This window comes from Pseudomonas sp. TMW22080 (assembly GCF_022496745.1).
GTDB lineage: Bacteria > Pseudomonadota > Gammaproteobacteria > Pseudomonadales > Pseudomonadaceae > Aquipseudomonas > Aquipseudomonas bubulae.
The window spans coordinates 153,204-170,834 of record NZ_SCFF01000004.1; the positions used below are offsets into that span (position 1 = coordinate 153,204).

Annotated in this window: 17 protein-coding genes; 5 read left to right on the top strand and 12 right to left on the bottom strand. The window is 60.1% G+C overall.

The features are described from left to right. Positions 1–108: 108 nt before the first annotated feature. On the top strand, positions 109–996 hold the full coding sequence (locus tag EQV96_RS14930) for an acyltransferase (RefSeq protein WP_094999843.1): 888 nt from the start codon (positions 109–111) through the stop codon (positions 994–996). Between the two features lie 3 nt (positions 997–999). Here the strand turns inward: EQV96_RS14930 and EQV96_RS14935 are convergent, their stop codons facing one another. After that, positions 1,000–1,557 (bottom strand): DUF2780 domain-containing protein, encoded by a 558-nt coding sequence (locus EQV96_RS14935; RefSeq protein WP_094999842.1) that lies wholly within the window; start codon positions 1,555–1,557, stop codon positions 1,000–1,002. 182 nt (positions 1,558–1,739) lie between these two features. On the opposite strand from EQV96_RS14935, the gene EQV96_RS14940 reads away from it, so the two are divergent. Both EQV96_RS14940 and EQV96_RS14945 read left to right on the top strand, forming a co-directional pair. Then, complete coding sequence (locus tag EQV96_RS14940; protein ID WP_232527652.1) at positions 1,740–2,372, top strand: sigma-70 family RNA polymerase sigma factor; 633 nt, start codon at positions 1,740–1,742, stop codon at positions 2,370–2,372. After that, entirely contained in the window at positions 2,369–3,043 is a 675-nt protein-coding gene (locus EQV96_RS14945; protein WP_095019602.1) for an anti-sigma factor, read from the top strand. Before EQV96_RS14940 ends, EQV96_RS14945 begins: the two co-directional genes overlap by 4 nt. Positions 3,044–3,162: 119 nt before the next feature. On the opposite strand, the gene fdhA is transcribed toward EQV96_RS14945, so the two are convergent. The 7 genes from fdhA to glyA all read right to left on the bottom strand — a co-directional run bounded on the left by fdhA (position 3,163) and on the right by glyA (position 11,965). Next, on the bottom strand, positions 3,163–4,362 hold the full coding sequence (gene fdhA / locus EQV96_RS14950; RefSeq protein ID WP_094999840.1) for a formaldehyde dehydrogenase, glutathione-independent: 1,200 nt from the start codon (positions 4,360–4,362) through the stop codon (positions 3,163–3,165). Positions 4,363–4,429: 67 nt separating this feature from the next. Next, a complete protein-coding gene (gene purU, locus EQV96_RS14955) occupies positions 4,430–5,287 on the bottom strand; it encodes a formyltetrahydrofolate deformylase (protein WP_016782559.1) in 858 nt (285 codons plus the stop codon). A 145-nt stretch (positions 5,288–5,432) separates the two neighbouring features. Continuing rightward, positions 5,433–6,065, bottom strand: a complete 633-nt coding sequence (gene soxG / locus EQV96_RS14960) for a sarcosine oxidase subunit gamma family protein (RefSeq protein WP_094999980.1) — start codon at positions 6,063–6,065, stop codon at positions 5,433–5,435. Between the two features lie 12 nt (positions 6,066–6,077). Next, positions 6,078–9,095: a sarcosine oxidase subunit alpha gene (locus EQV96_RS14965; protein WP_240882157.1), complete on the bottom strand. Its 3,018-nt coding sequence runs from the start codon at positions 9,093–9,095 to the stop codon at positions 6,078–6,080. After that, the gene (locus EQV96_RS14970) at positions 9,092–9,424 is read right to left on the bottom strand and encodes a sarcosine oxidase subunit delta (RefSeq protein WP_240882158.1); all 333 of its coding nucleotides are present in this window, start codon (positions 9,422–9,424) and stop codon (positions 9,092–9,094) included. The genes EQV96_RS14965 and EQV96_RS14970 overlap by 4 nt, the downstream gene beginning before the upstream one ends. Before the next feature lie 14 nt (positions 9,425–9,438). Further along, on the bottom strand, positions 9,439–10,689 hold the full coding sequence (locus EQV96_RS14975; protein ID WP_016782563.1) for a sarcosine oxidase subunit beta family protein: 1,251 nt from the start codon (positions 10,687–10,689) through the stop codon (positions 9,439–9,441). A 22-nt stretch (positions 10,690–10,711) separates the two neighbouring features. Continuing rightward, the gene (gene glyA, locus EQV96_RS14980) at positions 10,712–11,965 is read right to left on the bottom strand and encodes a serine hydroxymethyltransferase (protein ID WP_094999837.1); all 1,254 of its coding nucleotides are present in this window, start codon (positions 11,963–11,965) and stop codon (positions 10,712–10,714) included. Positions 11,966–12,313: 348 nt separating this feature from the next. Here glyA and EQV96_RS14985 point away from each other — a divergent pair, with 348 nt between their 5' ends. Further along, on the top strand, positions 12,314–13,354 hold the full coding sequence (locus tag EQV96_RS14985) for a low specificity L-threonine aldolase (RefSeq protein WP_094999835.1): 1,041 nt from the start codon (positions 12,314–12,316) through the stop codon (positions 13,352–13,354). 133 nt (positions 13,355–13,487) lie between these two features. On the opposite strand, the gene EQV96_RS14990 is transcribed toward EQV96_RS14985, so the two are convergent. The 3 genes from EQV96_RS14990 to gbcB form a co-directional block, all read right to left on the bottom strand. Then, the gene (locus tag EQV96_RS14990) at positions 13,488–13,790 is read right to left on the bottom strand and encodes a cell division protein ZapA (protein WP_094999834.1); all 303 of its coding nucleotides are present in this window, start codon (positions 13,788–13,790) and stop codon (positions 13,488–13,490) included. Beyond that, positions 13,787–14,011 (bottom strand): hypothetical protein, encoded by a 225-nt coding sequence (locus tag EQV96_RS14995; protein ID WP_016782568.1) that lies wholly within the window; start codon positions 14,009–14,011, stop codon positions 13,787–13,789. Before EQV96_RS14995 ends, EQV96_RS14990 begins: the two co-directional genes overlap by 4 nt. 145 nt (positions 14,012–14,156) lie before the next feature. Further along, positions 14,157–15,257, bottom strand: coding sequence for a glycine-betaine demethylase subunit GbcB (gbcB, locus tag EQV96_RS15000; protein WP_094999833.1), 1,101 nt, complete (start codon positions 15,255–15,257; stop codon positions 14,157–14,159). A 281-nt stretch (positions 15,258–15,538) separates the two neighbouring features. On the opposite strand from gbcB, the gene gbcA reads away from it, so the two are divergent. Then, positions 15,539–16,831 carry a glycine-betaine demethylase subunit GbcA gene (gbcA, locus tag EQV96_RS15005; protein ID WP_094999832.1) on the top strand — a complete coding sequence of 431 codons (1,293 nt, stop codon included), beginning with the start codon at positions 15,539–15,541 and terminating at the stop codon, positions 16,829–16,831. A gap of 23 nt (positions 16,832–16,854) precedes the next feature. Here the strand turns inward: gbcA and EQV96_RS15010 are convergent, their stop codons facing one another. Next, positions 16,855–17,430, bottom strand: coding sequence for a GNAT family N-acetyltransferase (locus tag EQV96_RS15010; RefSeq protein WP_095019600.1), 576 nt, complete (start codon positions 17,428–17,430; stop codon positions 16,855–16,857). Between the last annotated feature and the right edge of the window lie 201 nt (positions 17,431–17,631).

Sequence of the window (17,631 nt, forward strand, 5' to 3'; positions counted from 1 at the left end):
CACTAGGTGTGTGGGAGCGAGCAGGCTCGCTCCCACAAGGTCCATGGATTTGGCGTTCTACGCCAGTCTGCTTATCATGGCCAGTCCTTAAACGTTCAAGAGTTGCTTATGCGCCGCCTGCTCACCGGCTGTCTGGTTACCCTGCTGTTGCTGTGCAACACCCTGATCCTGTTCGGGCCGTTGATGCTGTTTGCCCTGCTCAAACTGGCATCATCGGGGCGCCTGCGCGATTACAATTCGCGGGCGGTGATGTGGATTGCCGAAACCTGGTCCGAAATCGACAAACGCATTTTTGCCCTGTGCCTGCCCACCCAATGGGATATTCGCGGCGCCGAAGGTCTGAGCCGCGATACCTCGTATCTGGTGATCAGCAACCACCAGTCGTGGGTCGATATCCCCGCGTTAATGCAGGGCCTGAACCGGCGCACGCCATTCTTCAAATTCTTCCTGAAAAAAGAACTGATCTGGGTCCCCTTTCTGGGCCTGGCCTGGTGGGCGCTCGACTACCCGTTCATGAAGCGCTATTCCAAGGCCTTTCTGGCCAAACATCCGCAGCTCAAAGGCGAAGACCTGAAGATCACCCGGGCTGCCTGCGAACTGTTCAAGCGCCAGCCGGTGACGATCGTCAATTACCTCGAGGGCACGCGCTTTACCCCGGCCAAACACGCGCAACAACATTCACCCTATACCTGGCTGCTCAAGCCCAAGGCAGGCGGGGTGGCGTTTGTGCTGGCGGCGATGGGCGAACAGCTGGATGCCGTGCTCGACGTGACTGTGGTGTATCCACAGGCAAAGATTCCGGGCTTTTGGCAGTTGATCAGCGGGCAGGTGCCCAAGGTGATTGTCGATATACAGACCCGCGAACTGGATCCGGCATTGTGGCAGGGGGATTACGAAAACGACCCGGTGTTTCGTGAGCAGGTCCAGAGCTGGGTCAACCAGCTCTGGACCCTGAAAGACCAGCGTATCAGCACCTTGCGTGCCGAGCGCGGCTAGCCTTTAAACGCCCCAGGCGCTGCCCAGCTTGCTCAGCAGCGAAGTGCTGACGTTCTGGCCCTTGAAGTAGTCCAGCAGTACCGGAGCAAACTTGGCAACCATACCGTCCTGCATGCCCAGCGCCGTGAATGCGGCGTTCAGCTGGTCAGTGTTGGCCACGTTGCTGACAGCGCTGGTCGCGGTCTCGGAAACACCGCTGGATTTGCCCAGCAGGCCGCCCAACTGGCTCAACTGACCCAGGGCACCGGCGCCAGCCAGCTTGTTCACGCCCGGCACTTGCTGGGTCAGTTCGGAGTAGTCGCTGGAGGTCAGCTGGTTTTTCGCCAGGCTCAACATCGCGCCAATACCGCCCGCTGCCTGCTCAGGCTTGACGCCCAGCTCGTTGACCTTGGTCAGCATCTGCACGGCCTGGGCCGATTTGTCCGTGGTGGCGCCATTACCGTTGCCACCCTGAACCTGCGCGGCCACGTTGGCTACGTCGCTCAGGCTGAAACCTGCGAACACCGGGCTCGCTGCCACGGTCATCAATGTTGCCAGTGCCACGCCGCTCAACTTTTTCATCGCTTCAACCTCTAGAACCAAAAAGCCGCCCGCCAGGGAGCGGTAAAACTATGGGTAAGACCCAAAAACCGGGCAGATGTTCCCAAGTGCCACTATCGGGTCAAACGGTCTGTAATCTTAATTGAAAACGAGTGCATCCGCTGAGCCCTTGCCTGCGTATACAGAGCAGCGAGGTAACTCACATGATTGGAACAACCCTATACCCTGAACTACCCTCAACCGACAACTGGTCTGAAGTCCTGGCTTTTTTTGAGGGGAGAACAGCTATTTTAACCGCCAATACCGATTACCTTGAAAAGCTGTTGGCCCAATGTTCATTGGGTAATCGACGCGCCTTTGAAACCCTCTACCGCAGCGTGGCCCCGCGCTTGTACAGCGTGGCCTTGCGCTGCATGGGCCGACGCGACCTGGCAGAGGATGTGGTGCAGGAAAGTTTTGTGCGTATCTGGCACAGCGCCTCACGTTACGAAGCCCATTTGTCGGCACCCCTGACCTGGATGATCACCATCACCCGCAACCAGGCCATCGACCAGTTGCGCAAACACCGTGAATTGCCCTTGAGTGACCAGCAGCAAGACAACGTGGCCGATGACAGTCCCAGCGCCCTCGACCAACTGGGCAGCGCCCGTGAAGCCTGCGCCCTCAACCAGTGCCTGGAACAACTCGAAGGCATGCAACTCCAGAGCATCACCAGCGCCTACTTCCATGGGCTGAGCGCCAGCGAGCTGGCACAGCAACTGGCTGCACCCCTCGGTTCGGTCAAATCCTGGATTCGCCGGGGTATGCAGCGACTGCGCAGGTGCCTCGAATCATGAACTATCAAACACCCGAGTTACGCCGTGCGCTGACCGCCGATTACGCCATCGGGCTGATGCCGCCCACGGCCCGCAGGCGTTTTGAGCACCTGCTGCAGGGCGACGCGCTCCTGCGCGCCGAACTGGCCCGCTGGCTGGAACACCTCAACCTGCTGACCGAGCCACTGATCGAGCAACCCGTACCGGATCGCGTGTGGCGGGCCATCGTGGCCCGTATCGAGCCGCAAACCCTGCATGTGCCGGCAAAGCGTCCGTTCTGGAACTGGCTGCGTTTGAGTGCACTTGCCTGCTCATTGCTGATCGTCGTGACTGCCGGCCTGCTCTACAATCGCGACAGCGTGCAATACAAAGCCACCCTGCTCAGCGGCACTGCGCAGCCCGGCCTGAGCATCGAGGCCCACAGCGATTATCTGAAAGTAAAACCGCTGGAGCTGTCGGCGGTGGATGGGGGCAGCAGCCTGGAACTGTGGGCGATACCGGTTGAAGGCAAACCGGTGTCCCTTGGACTGATCCCCCGCGATGGCGATGGCCGCATAACCCTTAGCCAAAGTCAGCAGCAACTCATCAGGGTGCCGGTGGTGCTCGCCGTGAGCCTGGAACCGCAAGGCGGCTCGCCAACCGGTCAGCCGACGGGCCCCGTGCTGTATCAGGGGCCGCTGGCCAGCCTGTAAAAACAATCCACGCAGTTGTGGGAGCGGGCTTGCTCGCGATGCAGACAACTCGGTACATCTCAATAACCGAGGTGCTGCAATCGCGGGCAAGCCCGCTCCCACAGGGTTGGCGCTGGTGTTTATGCCTTGCTGAACATCCGGTGCGGGTCGATCACGAACTTCTTCGGCACACCGGCATCGAACTCGCCATAGCCCCGCGGCGCGTCGTCCAGGCTGATCACTTCAACACCTACGATGTCAGCGATCTTGATTCGGTCCCACATGATCGCCTGCATCAGCTGGCGGTTGTATTTCATCACTGGCGTCTGCCCGGTGTGGAAGCTGTGGGACTTGGCCCAGCCCAACCCGAAGCGGATGCTCAGGCTGCCCTTCTTCGCCGCCGCGTCTACCGCACCCGGGTCTTCGGTCACATACAGGCCCGGAATGCCGATCTTGCCCGCCACCCGCACCACGCCCATCAGCGAGTTGAGCACCGTGGCCGGTGCTTCATGCTTGACCCCGTCATGGCCGTGCCCGCGAGCTTCAAAACCCACTGCATCCACCGCACAATCCACTTCCGGCTCGCCCAGCAGTTCGGCGATCTGTTCGTGCAGGGGCGTATCTTTGGACAGGTCGGCAATTTCAAAACCCTGCGCCTTGGCGTGGGCCAGACGAATCGGATTAACGTCACCGACAATCACCACCGCCGCACCCAGCAAGCGCGCCGAAGCCGCAGCCGCCAGCCCCACCGGGCCAGCACCGGCGATATACACCGTGCTGCCAGGGCCAACGCCAGCAGTGACGGCGCCGTGATAGCCGGTGGGCAGGATGTCGGAGAGGCAGGTCAGGTCGCGGATTTTTTCCATCGCTGCATCGCGATTCGGCAGCTTGAGCAGGTTGAAATCGGCGTAAGGCACCAATACATATTCAGCCTGACCGCCAACCCAGTCGCCCATGTCCACGTAACCATATGCGCCGCCGGGACGGGCCGGGTTGACGGTCAGGCACACGCCGGTGTTCTGTTCCTTGCAGCTGCGGCAGCGGCCGCACGCCACGTTGAACGGCACCGAAACCAGGTCGCCGACTTTCAGGTGTTCCACATCACGCCCGGCCTCAATCACCTCGCCGGTGATCTCATGACCCAGCACCAGCCCGGTTTGCGCCGTGGTGCGGCCACGCACCATATGCTGGTCGGAGCCGCAGATATTGGTCGACACTACCCGCAGGATTACGCCGTGGTGGATGGGCTTGCCCTGAGGGTTCTGCATCTTGGGGAAAGGAATGCTTTGCACTTCAACCTGGCCGTTGCCCAGGTACACCACACCGCGATTGTCAGCCATCGTATTCACCCTTAGTTGTTATTGGCGGGATTAACTTGCTGCTTGCAGCTTAGAAGGTGGCGCGGGGTCACAGCACCACGGTACGACCTCCATTTAGGAAAACGCGCCGCTCAATGTGATAGCCCACGCCTCGCGCCAGGGTTTGCGCTTCGATATCACGGCCCTTGGCGATCAGGTCTTCGGGGTAGTGGCTGTGGTCTACCACCTCGACGCCCTGGGCAATGATCGGGCCTTCGTCGAGGTCGTTGTTGATGTAATGGGCGGTAGCACCGACCAGTTTGACGCCCTTCTCGTAGGCCTGATGATAGGGCTTGGCGCCCTTGAAGCCGGGCAGCAGGGAGTGGTGAATATTGATCGCCTTGCCGTCGAGCTTGCGACACAGCTCGGGGGACAGCACTTGCATGTAGCGGGCGAGGATCACCAACTCGGCGCCGGTGTCTTCGATCACCTGCCAAACCTTGGCCTCCTGCGCAGGCTTGTTGGCCGGGTCGAGGGCGAAGTGGTGGTAGGGGATGCCGTGCCACTGCGCCAGAGGCTCCAGATCGGGGTGATTGGAGACCACGGCCACCACGTCCATCGACAACTGGCCAATGCGCTGGCGATAGAGCAGGTCGTTGAGGCAGTGGTCAGCCTTGGACACCATAATCAGCACTTTGGGCCGATGGTGTGGCGGTGTCAGTTCGAACGTCATGCCAAAGGCCTGGCCGCGCTCGGCCAGGCCGGCGCGAAATTCGTGTTCATCGAAGCCGTCGGGCTGGCGGAACTCAACGCGGATAAAAAAACGCGCCGAACGCTGATCGTCGAAGGAATGGTGTTCGGTGACGTAGCAGCGGTGCTCAAACAGATAACGCGTCACCGCGTCGACGGTACCCAGCAGGCTCGGGCAGTCGGCGGTGAGGATCCAGGTGTCGGGGGCGCGGCTCATGGCGGGAGTCCTTGGTTGTTGTTGGAATGCGCACGTACAGGTGTGGGAGCGGGCTTGCCCGCGATGCAAACAACTCGGTGCATCCGGTTGACCGAGGGGCTGCCATCGCGAGCAAGCCCGCTCCCACAGGGGACAGCAGGCGGGTTTACGCCTCCACGCTCAACCCGTATTCAGCCGCCGCATCCTGCAACCATAACCACCAGTAATCCGAAAAACTGCGGCGGATCAGCAGTTCCCAGGTGTCTTCGCCGGTATGACGAATCACCAGCTGCGACTTGGCGAAGACCGTGCCCACCGCCTTGCCCACCGGGAAATTGTCGGGGTGTACGTCATAACTGGTGGACTTCATCAGCACCTCGCGCACCTTCGGCCCGCTCAGTTCCAGCAGCTGTTGCCCGCCACTGACGTTGACCACCGAAATATGCAGCCCCGCCAGCGCCGCCCGCAGGGCTTGCTCCACGGCGAACTCCTGGCCACCGGGGACGATCAGCAGCCACTCATCCGGCCCCATCCATTGCAGCGAGGTATCAGCGTTGGCCACCAGGCTCAGGGCCACGGGCAGTTCCAGGCCCAGGGCCTTGTGCACGCCTTCGGCAAAGGCCGGGTCTTTGGCGTCACCGCGCAGAGTCAGGTGGCCCAGCAGTTTTTTCTCGCGTACGGTCACGCCAGGGTTTTTCCGGCCCTTGCCGATCAGGCCGGCCAGGCTGGCATGGTGCAGCGAGGATTCGGCTTTGGCGCCCGACTCCGGGCGCTGTTGGTATACGTTGGCTGTGGTCATGAGATCACCCATTCAAATATTCTGCCGGTCGCCTTTCGGGTCGAAGAACACCGAAGACACAATTTCAGCCTCGATCACGCTGCCGTCGACCTGGGGCGAGAACACCCGTTCGCCGATACGCTTCAAGCCGCCCTTGACCACACCCATGGCAAATGAATAACCCAGTGAGTTGTGGGCATAACTCGACGTCACGTGGCCGACCATGGTCATCGGGATCGACTGCTTGGCATCGAACACCAGTTGCGCGCCTTCGGGCAGCCATTGGGTCGGGTTGATGGGCTTGAGCCCCACCAGCTGCTTGCGCTGGTCACGTACGCAGTCTTCACGGTTCATGCCGCGCCAGCCGATCCACGAGAACGGTTTGGTGCGGCCCAAGCACCAGCCCATGTTCAGGTCGTCGGGGGTCATGGAACCGTCAGTGTCCTGACCAACGATGATGAAGCCCTTCTCGGCCCGCAACACGTGCATGGTCTCGGTGCCATAAGGGGTGAGGTTGTACTGCTTGCCCGCCTCGACGATTTTTTCCAGCACGCCCATGGCGTAGTCAGCCTGGATATTGACCTCGTAGGACAGCTCGCCGGTAAACGAGATACGGAACACCCGCGCCGGCACACCGCCCACCAGGCCTTCTTTCCAGGTCATGAACGGGAACGCCTCGCGATCCAGATCAATGTCGGTCACTTCGCTCAGCAACTTGCGGCTATTGGGGCCGGACAAAGTCAGGGTCGCGTAGTGGTCGGTGACCGAGGTGAAGTAGACCTTCAGCTCGGGCCATTCGGTCTGCTGGTAAATTTCCAGCCACTGCAACACACGGGCCGCGCCGCCGGTAGTGGTGGTCATGACGAAATGATTGTCGGCCAGGCAGGCCGTCACGCCGTCGTCGAAGACCATGCCGTCTTCCTTGCACATCAGCCCGTAGCGGGCCTTGCCCACATCAAGTTTGGTCCAGGCATTGGTGTAGATACGGTTGAGAAACTCGCGGGCATCCGGGCCCTGAATGTCGATCTTGCCCAGGGTAGAGGCATCGAGAATGCCGACGCTGTCACGCACCGCTTTGCATTCGCGCTTGACCGCCGCATGCATGTCTTCGCCGTTACGCGGGAAGTACCACGGCCGTTTCCACTGGCCGACGTCTTCAAATTCAGCGCCTTGCTTGACGTGCCAGGCTTGCAGCGCGGTGTAGCGCACCGGCTCGAAAATATGCCCGCAATGGCGCCCCGCCACCGCGCCGAAGGTCACCGGCGTGTAGTTGGGGCGGAACATGGTGGTGCCCATATGCGGGATGGTCACGTTCAGCGAGCGGGCGGCAATGGCCAGGCCGTTGACGTTGCCCAGCTTGCCTTGATCCGTGCCGAAGCCCAGCGCGGTATAGCGTTTAACGTGCTCAACCGACTCGAACCCTTCACGGGTCGCCAGTTCGATGGCCGCAGCAGTGACGTCGTTTTGCAGGTCGACAAATTGCTTCGGTGCCCGCGCCGTACCTTTTTCGTGGGGCACATGGAACAGCGCCAGGGTCGGTTCCTGCAGCTGATTCAGGGCTTTGGGCAACACCCCTTCCACGGCCTTGAAACCGGCTTCGCTGGCCGCACGTGCGCCGCCCTCAAAACCATCGGCCAGGCTGTCGCCCAGCGGGTAGACACCATTGATACCGCCCACACATACGCGCTTTTGCGGTGCTTCGCCGGGGACGAAACCGAGAATATCTTCACGCCAGGTCGGCTTGCCGCCCAGGTGCGAGGCCAAGTGAACCACCGGGCTGTAGCCGCCCGAAGTGGCCAGCAAATCGCACTCCAGCCACTCGCCGGGGCTGGCAACGCTGAGAGCCTTGACGTCGATCGCCGCCACTCGTGCACCCGTTACATGCTTGCTGCCACGGGCTTCGATCACCGCACTCCCGGTGAGGATGCGAATGCCTTTGGCCCGAGCTTCTTCGACCAGCGCACCACGGGGGTTGCTGCGTGCATCGGCAACAGCAACCACTTGCTGGCCGGCGTCGAGCCAGTCCAGGGCTACGCGGTAGGCATGATCGTTGTTGGTACTGAGCACCAGTTTTTTGCCCGGTGCCACGCCATAGCGGCGCACATAGGTGGACACGGCTCCGGCGAGCATATTGCCCGGTACGTCGTTGTTACCGTACACCAACGGCCGCTCGCAGGCACCGGTGGCCAATACCACGCGCTTGGCCCGGACCCGGTGAATACGCTGGCGTACCTGACCGATAGGGGCGCGATCGCCGAGGTGATCGGTGATACGTTCGTGAATAGTCAGGAAGTTGTGGTCGTGATAGCCGTTCACCGTCGCGCGGGGCAACAGGATCACGTCGGGTAGCGTCTTGAGTTCGGCGATCACCTTGGCCACCCACTCCATGGCCGGTTTGCCGTCCAGGCTTTCGCGGCTGTCGAGCAGGCTGCCGCCGAATTCTTCCTGTTCATCGGCGATGATCACCCGCGCACCGCTGCGCGCTGCTGCCAGTGCCGCGGCCAGACCTGCAGGGCCTGCGCCGACAATCAGCACGTCGCAGTGGTGGTTCATATAGTCGTAGGTGTCGGGATCGTTCTGGGTCGGCGAGCGACCCAGGCCTGCGGCTTTGCGGATGTACTTCTCGTAAGTCATCCAGAACGACTGCGGGTACATAAAAGTTTTGTAGTAAAAGCCCGGCGGCATCAGCTTGCCGCCGACCTTGCCGAGGATGCCCATCACATCATTGTTGACGTTGGGCCAGCCGTTGGTGCTGGTGGCCACCAGGCCCTGGTACAAAGCCTGCTGCGTGGCGCGCACGTTGGGGATTTGCGTGGCCTCGGTGGCACCGATCTGCAACACCGCGTTGGGCTCTTCAGCACCGGCGGCGTAAATGCCTCGGGGCCGGGAATATTTGAAACTGCGGCCAATCACGTCAACGCCGTTGGCCAGCAAAGCGGCCGCCAGGCTGTCGCCCTCGTAGCCTTTGTATTGTTGACCGTTGAATGTGAAGCTCAGCACCTTGGTGCGGTCAACGCGGCCGCCATTGGGCAAGCGATGGGTCTGGCTCATACTTTTTCTCCCAGCTCGCGGGTGGCCGTGGTGGCCGCAGGTACTGCCTGCTCAGTGAACTGCGGCTTGCTGCCGATCAGGTAGGTTTCAAGAATTTCGTAGGTCACGGTATTGCGCGTGGCATTGAAATACTGCCGGCAACCGGCGACGTGGTTCCACAGTTCGTGGTGCAGGCCACGGGGGTTGTCGCGAAAGAACAGGTAGTCGCCCCATTCTGCGTCGGTGCAACTGCCAGGGTCGAGCGGGCGCGGGATATGCGCCTGGCCGCTGGCGTGGAATTCCTCTTCGGAGCGAAGCTCGCCGCAATGGGGACAGAAGATATGCAACATGGGTATTTCTCCTGTTAGTGGGCGACAGCGGCAGCGCCGTGTTCGTCGATCAGGGCACCGGTGTGGAACCGGTCAATGGAAAACGGCGCGGCCAGCGGGTGCATCTCGCCCTTGGCCAGGCTGGCAGCAAACACGTTGCCCGAACCCGGCGTGGCCTTGAATCCACCCGTGCCCCAGCCGCAGTTAAAGAACAGATTGGGCACCGGGGTTTTCGAGATGATCGGGCAGGCGTCGGGTGTGGTGTCGACGATGCCGCCCCACTGACGGTTCATGCGCACGCGGGACAACACAGGGAACATTTCCACAATCGCCTGGATCGTGTGCTCGATCACCGGGTACGAACCGCGCTGGCCGTAGCCGACCCAGCCGTCGATACCCGCGCCGATCACCAGGTCGCCCTTGTCGGACTGGCTGATATAGCCGTGTACGGCGTTGGACATGATCACGCTGTCGATAATCGGCTTGATCGGCTCCGACACCAGCGCTTGCAGCGGGTGGGATTCGATCGGCAGGCGAAAGCCGGCCTGACGCGCCATATGCCCCGAGTTGCCAGCCGTGACCACACCGACGCGCTTGGCGCCGATAAAGCCCTTGCTGGTTTCGACGCCGATGCACACGCCGTTTTCCTTGCGAAAGCCGAGCACTTCGGTTTGCTGGATCAGGTCTACGCCCAGAGCATCGGCGGCACGGGCAAAGCCCCAGGCCACGGCATCATGGCGGGCCACGCCGCCACGCCGTTGTACGGTGGCGCCGATGATCGGGTAGCGGGTGTTCTTCGAGCAATCGAGGTAGGGAATCTCGTCCGCTACTTGTTTGCCGTTGAGCAGTTCACCGTCCACACCATTGAGGCGGTTGGCGCTGACCCGACGCTCGGAGTCACGCATGTCCTGCAGGGTGTGGCACAGGTTATAGACGCCGCGCTGGGAGAACATCACGTTGTAGTTCAAGTCCTGGGACAAACCTTCCCATAGCTTCATCGCGTGTTCGTACAGGTGTGCCGACTCGTCCCACAAATAGTTGGAGCGCACGATGGTGGTGTTGCGTGCCGTGTTACCGCCACCCAACCAGCCTTTTTCAACCACGGCCACGTTGGTGATGCCGTGTTCCTTGGCCAGATAGTAAGCAGTTGCCAGACCATGGCCGCCGCCGCCGACGATGACCACGTCATAGACCTTTTTCGGGGTCGGCGTGCGCCACATCTTCTGCCAGTTTTCGTGGTGGCTGAGGGAGTGCTTGAAGAGGCCGAAGCCTGAATACCGTTGCATAGGATCTACTCCAAAAACGCGCTCAGCGATAAACCGGGAAGTCTTGGCACAGCGAAGTCACCTGGCGGGCCACATCGGCCTCGATATCGGCATCGCCGAGGTGATCGAGAACGTCGCAGATCCAGCCTGCCAGCTCCGTGCATTGCGCCACTTTGAAACCACGGGTGGTCACCGCCGGGGTGCCGATACGCAGGCCCGAGGTCACAAACGGTGATTGCGGGTCGTTAGGCACGGCATTCTTGTTGACCGTGATATGGGCGCGGCCCAGGGCGGCGTCGGCGTCCTTGCCGGTCAGGCCCTGGCGGATCAGGCTGAGCAGGAACAGATGATTGTCGGTACCACCCGAGACCACGTCATAGCCACGCTTGATAAACACCTCGGCCATGGCCTGGGCGTTGTCGATGACCTGCTTTTGATAGGTTTTGAAACCCGGTTCCAGCGCTTCCTTGAAGCACACTGCCTTGGCCGCGATCACGTGCATCAAGGGCCCGCCCTGACCGCCGGGGAACACCGCCGAATTGAGTTTCTTTTCCAGGGCTTCGTTGGCCTTGGCCAGAATCAGGCCGCCACGGGGGCCGCGCAGGGTTTTGTGGGTGGTGGTGGTCACCACATCGGCATACGGCAGCGGGTTGGGGTACAACCCGGCAGCGACCAGACCGGCAACGTGGGCCATGTCGACAAACAGGTAGGCTCCCACCTTGTCTGCAATCTGACGAAAGCGTGGGAAGTCGAGGAATTTTGAGTAGGCCGAGAACCCGGCAATGATCATTTTGGGTTGATGTTCAACAGCCAGACGCTCGACTTCGTCGTAGTCGATCAAGCCGGTGCTGGTGTCGATGCCGTACTGCACGGCGTTGTACAGCTTGCCAGAAAAACTGACGCTGGCCCCATGGGTCAAGTGACCGCCATGGGCCAGGCTCATGCCCAGCACGGTGTCACCGGCGTTGAGCAATGCCAGGTAGACGGCTGCGTTGGCCTGGCTGCCGGAATGCGGCTGCACGTTGGCGTAATCGGCGCCGAACAACTGTTTGGCGCGGTCGATGGCCAACTGCTCAACTTTGTCCACATGTTCGCAGCCGCCGTAATAGCGTTTGCCTGGGTAGCCTTCGGCGTACTTGTTGGTCAGACCGCTGCCCTGGGCTTCCATCACCCGCTGGCTGGTGTAGTTTTCGGAGGCGATCAGTTCGATGTGATCTTCCTGGCGCTGATCTTCAGCATTCATGGCCGCCAACAAGGCGTCATCGTAACCCTGGATCTGATCCTGCTTGCTGAACATCGCGTTCTCCCAGCGCCAGCGCGCCTTTTGGTCTCGGTGGGGCTAATGCCCTTTGAGCCAGATGGTAGAGCTGGCGCAGGCAGACCAAATGCCCATGGACGCCACGCAATGGTGCGTTTACGACATGGTTTCCCATAACCCTGTGGGAGCGGGCTTGCTCGCGATACTGGCTGCGAGGTTTGTCTGGCGAAACCGGGAGATGCCATCGCGGGCAAGCCCGCTCCCACATTTTGTTACAGGCCTTTGGGTTATTCTTTTGTAGGGCATTTCCGCACTTTAAGTCGCGCCTGTGCACCTGCCAGATTCTTGGATAAAGTGCACAACACTATTCGACCATGGAACCGGGAAATGACTGACAAGAGCCAACAATTCGCCAGCGACAACTACTCCGGTATCTGCCCTGAAGTCTGGTCCGCCATGGAAAAAGCCAACCACGGCCACCAGCGCTCTTACGGCGACGACGAATGGACGCTGCGCGCCTCGAACGATTTTCGCAAACTGTTCGAAACCGACTGCGAAGTGTATTTCGCCTTTAACGGCACGGCGGCCAACTCCCTGGCGCTGTCGTCCCTGTGCCAGAGCTTTCACAGCGTGATCTGCTCCGAGACCGCCCACGTCGAGACGGACGAATGTGGCGCTCCGGAATTTTTTTCCAACGGCTCCAAGCTGCTGATCGCCCGCACTGAAAACGGCAAGATCACCCCCGAGTCAATCCGCGAGATCGCCCTCAAGCGCAAAGATATCCACTATCCAAAACCGCGGGTGGTCACCATCACCCAGGCCACTGAAGTCGGCAGCGTGTACCGCCCTGAAGAAATCCGCGCGATCAGCGACACCTGCAAGGAGTTGGGCCTGTTGTTGCACATGGACGGCGCGCGGTTCTCCAATGCCTGCGCATTTCTGGGCTGCACGCCCGCCGAACTGAGCTGGAAAGCCGGGGTGGATGTGCTGTGCTTTGGCGGCACCAAGAACGGTATGGCGGTGGGCGAGGCGATTCTGTTTTTCGACCATGCCTTGTCAGTGGATTTTGACTACCGCTGCAAACAGGCCGGGCAACTGGCTTCGAAAATGCGCTTTCTGTCTGCGCCGTGGGTGGGCCTGCTGGAAAACGACGCCTGGCTCAAACACTCGCGCCATGCCAACCACTGCGCGCAGTTGCTGAGTCAGCTGGTGAGTGACATTCCGGGGGTCGAGCTGATGTTTCCGGTGGAAGCCAATGGCGTGTTCCTGCAACTGTCGGAACCGGCCGTAGCGGCACTGACCGCCAGGGGCTGGCGCTTCTATACCTTTATCGGCAAGGGCGGCGCACGCTTCATGTGCTCGTGGGATACCGAGGAAGCACGGGTGCGGGAACTTGCGGCGGATATTCGCGAAGTGATGTCCGCTTAAAGCGCACGTAACATCAATAACACTGTGGGAGCGGGCTTGCTCGCGATGGCATCAGCGCGGTCGTGCAGACAAACCGCGTTGCCTGAATCGCGAGCAAGCCCGCTCCCACAGGGGGTGATTGGTTTGCGAACCGTCAGGATTGCCCCAGGGTTCGCTCAATCACATCGACCGTGGCGCTGACTTGCTCTTGATAACGGTCGAGTTCCTGTTTGTGGCTCAGTTGCAACTCAATCTGTTTTGAACACAGATTCAGTGCTGCCAGCACCAGCAGCTTGTCCCCGATCAGGCTCGGGTACTTTCTTTTCGTTTCGGCCAGGGCGGCTTTCAACATGACCGTGGCCGCCATCAGGGTTTTCTGCTCCCCCTCCGGCGCCTTGATCGTGTAGTCGTTACCCAAAATCGAGACGACATTTACTCCGTCTCTGTCAAGGCTCATGCGCTGACAGGGCTCGCGCGCTCAACCAGTGCCTGGATGCGGGCTGCGGTCGCGCCTTGCTTTTCTTCCTGTTCCATCAGGGTCAGTTGCAGGCTTTCGTTCTCGTCACGGGCCTGGGCCAGTTCGGTGTTCAGTTGCTCGTTGGCATCCAGCAGTTCTTGTTTTTGCTGTACCAGGTCGCTGACCAGTTGTTCCAGTTTGCTAAGGGATGACTCAATCATGGTGATGTTCTCAAGCAGTTTCGAAGGGCGCGTACGATAAAGAAAAGTCAGCGGCTAAGCTAGCGGCAACCTTGCTTTCAGACCCCTAAAGACTGTGGTTTGCAACCTTTGTTCCCTGCCAGGGTTCTGGAGCCACGAAAGCCCGTCAAAACTCAATCCGCACATCCCCTTTCGGTACGCTGCAGCACGACAGGATATAACCCTCGGCCACATCTTCGTCGGTAATGCCGCCGTTGTGCTCCATGTCCACCTCCCCCCCCAGTTTCAACACCTTGCATGTCCCGCAAATGCCCATGCCGCAAGCCTTGGGGATCATCAGTCCGAGTTTGGCCGCTGCCGCATGCACGGTCTCGGCTGGTCCCACACGAATGCTCTTGCCGGACGCGGTGAATTCCACCTGGTTCAAGTCCGCCACGTCCAGCTCCGGTGCGTCCGCCGCCTGCTCGGCCTGTTCTACCGCTTCAGCCCGCACTTCAGGCGGCGTCGCGCCAAAGGATTCTTCGTGGTAACGGCTCATGTCAAAACCGTTGCTTTCCAGCAGGCGCTTGACCGCGTTCATGTAAGGCGTCGGCCCGCAGCAAAACACCTCGCGCTCCATGAAGTCGGGGGCCATCAGGTCGAGCATCTTATGATTCAGATAACCGCGATACCCGGCCCAGGGTTCGCCCAGCCCGTGCTTCTCGCAGATCAGGTGCAGGCTGAAGTTGTCGATACGCGAGGCCATATGCTCCAGCTCGCGGTGATAAATAATGTCCTTGGGCGAGCGGGCGCTGTGGATAAACACCATGTCGACATTGGCGTTGGTGTCGTAAAACCAGCGTGCCATCGACATTACCGGGGTTATACCGACACCGCCGCTCAGATAGAGCACTTTGGGGCTCGGCGCGTCGATGGCGTTAAACAGTCCCACCGGCCCGTGCACGGCCAGTTCCTGGCCTTCGCTCAAGGTGTCGTGCAGCCAGTTGGAGACCCGGCCACCGGGCACCCGCTTGATGGTCACCGAAAAGCTGTACGGCACCGAGGGTGAGCTGGAAATAGTGTACGAGCGCATCACCGGGTCACCGTCGATTTCCAGCTCCAGGGTCACGAATTGCCCCGGTTTGAAAAAGAACAGGATCGGCTGGTCGGCCATAAAACAGAAGGTGCGCACATCCCAGGTTTCCTGAATCACTTTGACGCATCGCACGATGTGTCGGCCATTGGCCCAGGTCTGGGTGGTTACCGGGTTCAGAAAGCTATTGGACATGCGCTTCTCCACGGCCGACAGCCGGCCTCTTGCTGGCGATTCTGCGCATGCCCCGAAGCGGCCATTTATCCATTCGCGACATCCACATACTTATCGCGACCAGCCCCTGAAAACAGCACCTTCAGCGTCGGGAACAGATTGGGCCATGTCGCCCGTAGATATGGCTGCGGCGCACTTCGAACGCACACTCAGCGCCACTACCACTTGTATTGCTTTGCCTTGCGTCGAACCCCTGATCAGCCATTTTTAGGCCACATCCGATGGCCATGAGGACTACAACGATGGACGTCACCGCAAACTTGAGCCTGGGCGATCCACTGGAACCCGCACGCAAGGCCACCGCCGAGATGCTGCAGAACCGCGAGCGGACATTTTCGCTGCCACAGCCGTTTTATAACGACGAGCGCCTGTTCGAAATCGATATGCAGGAGATCTTCCAGAAGGAGTGGCTGATTGCAGGCATGACTTGCGAGATACCGGCCAAGGGCAACTTCCTGACCCTGCAGGTGGGCAAGAACCCGATTATCGTGATTCGCGGCGCAGAAGGTCAGGTGCATGCCTTTCATAACGTGTGCCGCCATCGTGGTTCGCGACTGTGCACCAGCGAAAAAGGCAAGGTCGCCAAACTGGTGTGTCATTACCACCAGTGGACCTATGAGCTGGACGGGCGCCTGCTGTTTGCCGGCACCGAGATGGGTGCGGACTTCGACATGAAGCAATACGGCCTCAAGCCGGTGAACGTCAAAACCGCGGGCGGCTATATCTTTATCAGCCTGGCCGAGAACCCTCCCGCCATCGACGAGTTCCTCGCCACACTGAACCACTATATGGAACCTTACGACATGGAAAACACCAAGGTGGCGATTCAAACCACCCTGGTGGAAAAGGCCAACTGGAAACTGGTGCTGGAAAACAACCGCGAGTGCTACCACTGCAACGCGTCGCACCCCGAGTTGCTCAAGACCCTGCTTGAATGGGACGACGTCACCGACCCGCGCGCCGACCAAGCATTCAAGGATCACGTCGCCGCCTCAGCAGCCGCCTGGGACGCCGAGAAAATTCCTTATGCCCACGCCAGCTTCGGCCTGCGTAACCGCATCGTGCGCATGCCACTGCTCAAGGGCACGGTCTCGATGACCCTAGACGGCAAGCAAGGCTGTGCAAAACTGATGGGGCGCATCAAAAACCCGGACCTGGGCTCAATGCGCATCCTGCACTTGCCGCATTCGTGGAACCACTGCATGGGCGACCATATCATCGTATTTACCGTATGGCCGATCAGCGCGCAGGAAACCGTGGTCAGCACCAAATGGCTGGTGCACAAGGATGCGGTAGAAGGCGTGGACTACGACGTGGAGCGCATGCGCAAGGTCTGGGACGCCACCAACGACCAGGATCGCCGGCTGGCTGAAGAAAACCAGCGCGGCATCAACTCGGTCGCCTACCAGCCAGGGCCGTACTCGCAAACCTACGAGTTTGGCGTGGTCAACTTTGTCGACTGGTACAGCGAGCGGCTGCTGAACAATCTGGGAGCGGCGCCTGCGGCGTATCTCAAGGGTGTGGTTGCCCAGTAAACCTGCATCTGCGCAGGGGGCGTTTAACTGGGAAGTGGACAATGCATCAAATACGCCTCACCCGTTACGCGGATCAGCGGGTGGGGCGTTATCTGGCAGGTTTTGACGATCTCAAAACCATGGCGCTCATAAAATCGACGGGCACCTGTGTTCGCCGCATAGTCGATCAGGCTCAAACCGGTCAGCCCCAGTTCGCCGCAACGCGCCTTGGCATGCAGCAAGAACCTGGCGCCCAACCCGAGGTTTCGCCAGCCCTTATGCAAAGCCAGGCTTGAGATATACAGCGTGTCCGGGATTTCCATATCCGCATAAGGTGCCAGCACCGGGTCAGTCTCAGGCTGGGCATCCGGGTCGTCGCGCATCACAAAGCTGTGCATCATGCCGATCACCAGGCCCTCGGCCTCGGCAATCCAGCAGTTTTCATACGAAAATATGACCCCCGTACGGGCATAACGCATCTCCCCGACGTCCAGTAGTTGCTGACCCGGCTGCGCCATCTGACTCCAGATGTAATCGGCGCAGCCTTCGGACGATATCTGAAAAAGACGTGCAATTTCGCGTGCATCGGCACGCACTGCTGGACGAAATGAAACGCTCATTCGTTTTACTCCACGGGGGCACAGGACTCTTTTTAGCTCAAACCGATTCAACTCAACAACACGCAACCCTGGCCTCATTTATGTCCATGTATTGCATGCTAATGATCGTTTTTTAACCACTCCCCTCTAGCCCATGCAGTCAAAGGGCTACAGCCCTTCACCAACATCTTGTCCACAGGCACACCCACAGCAACTGTGGGG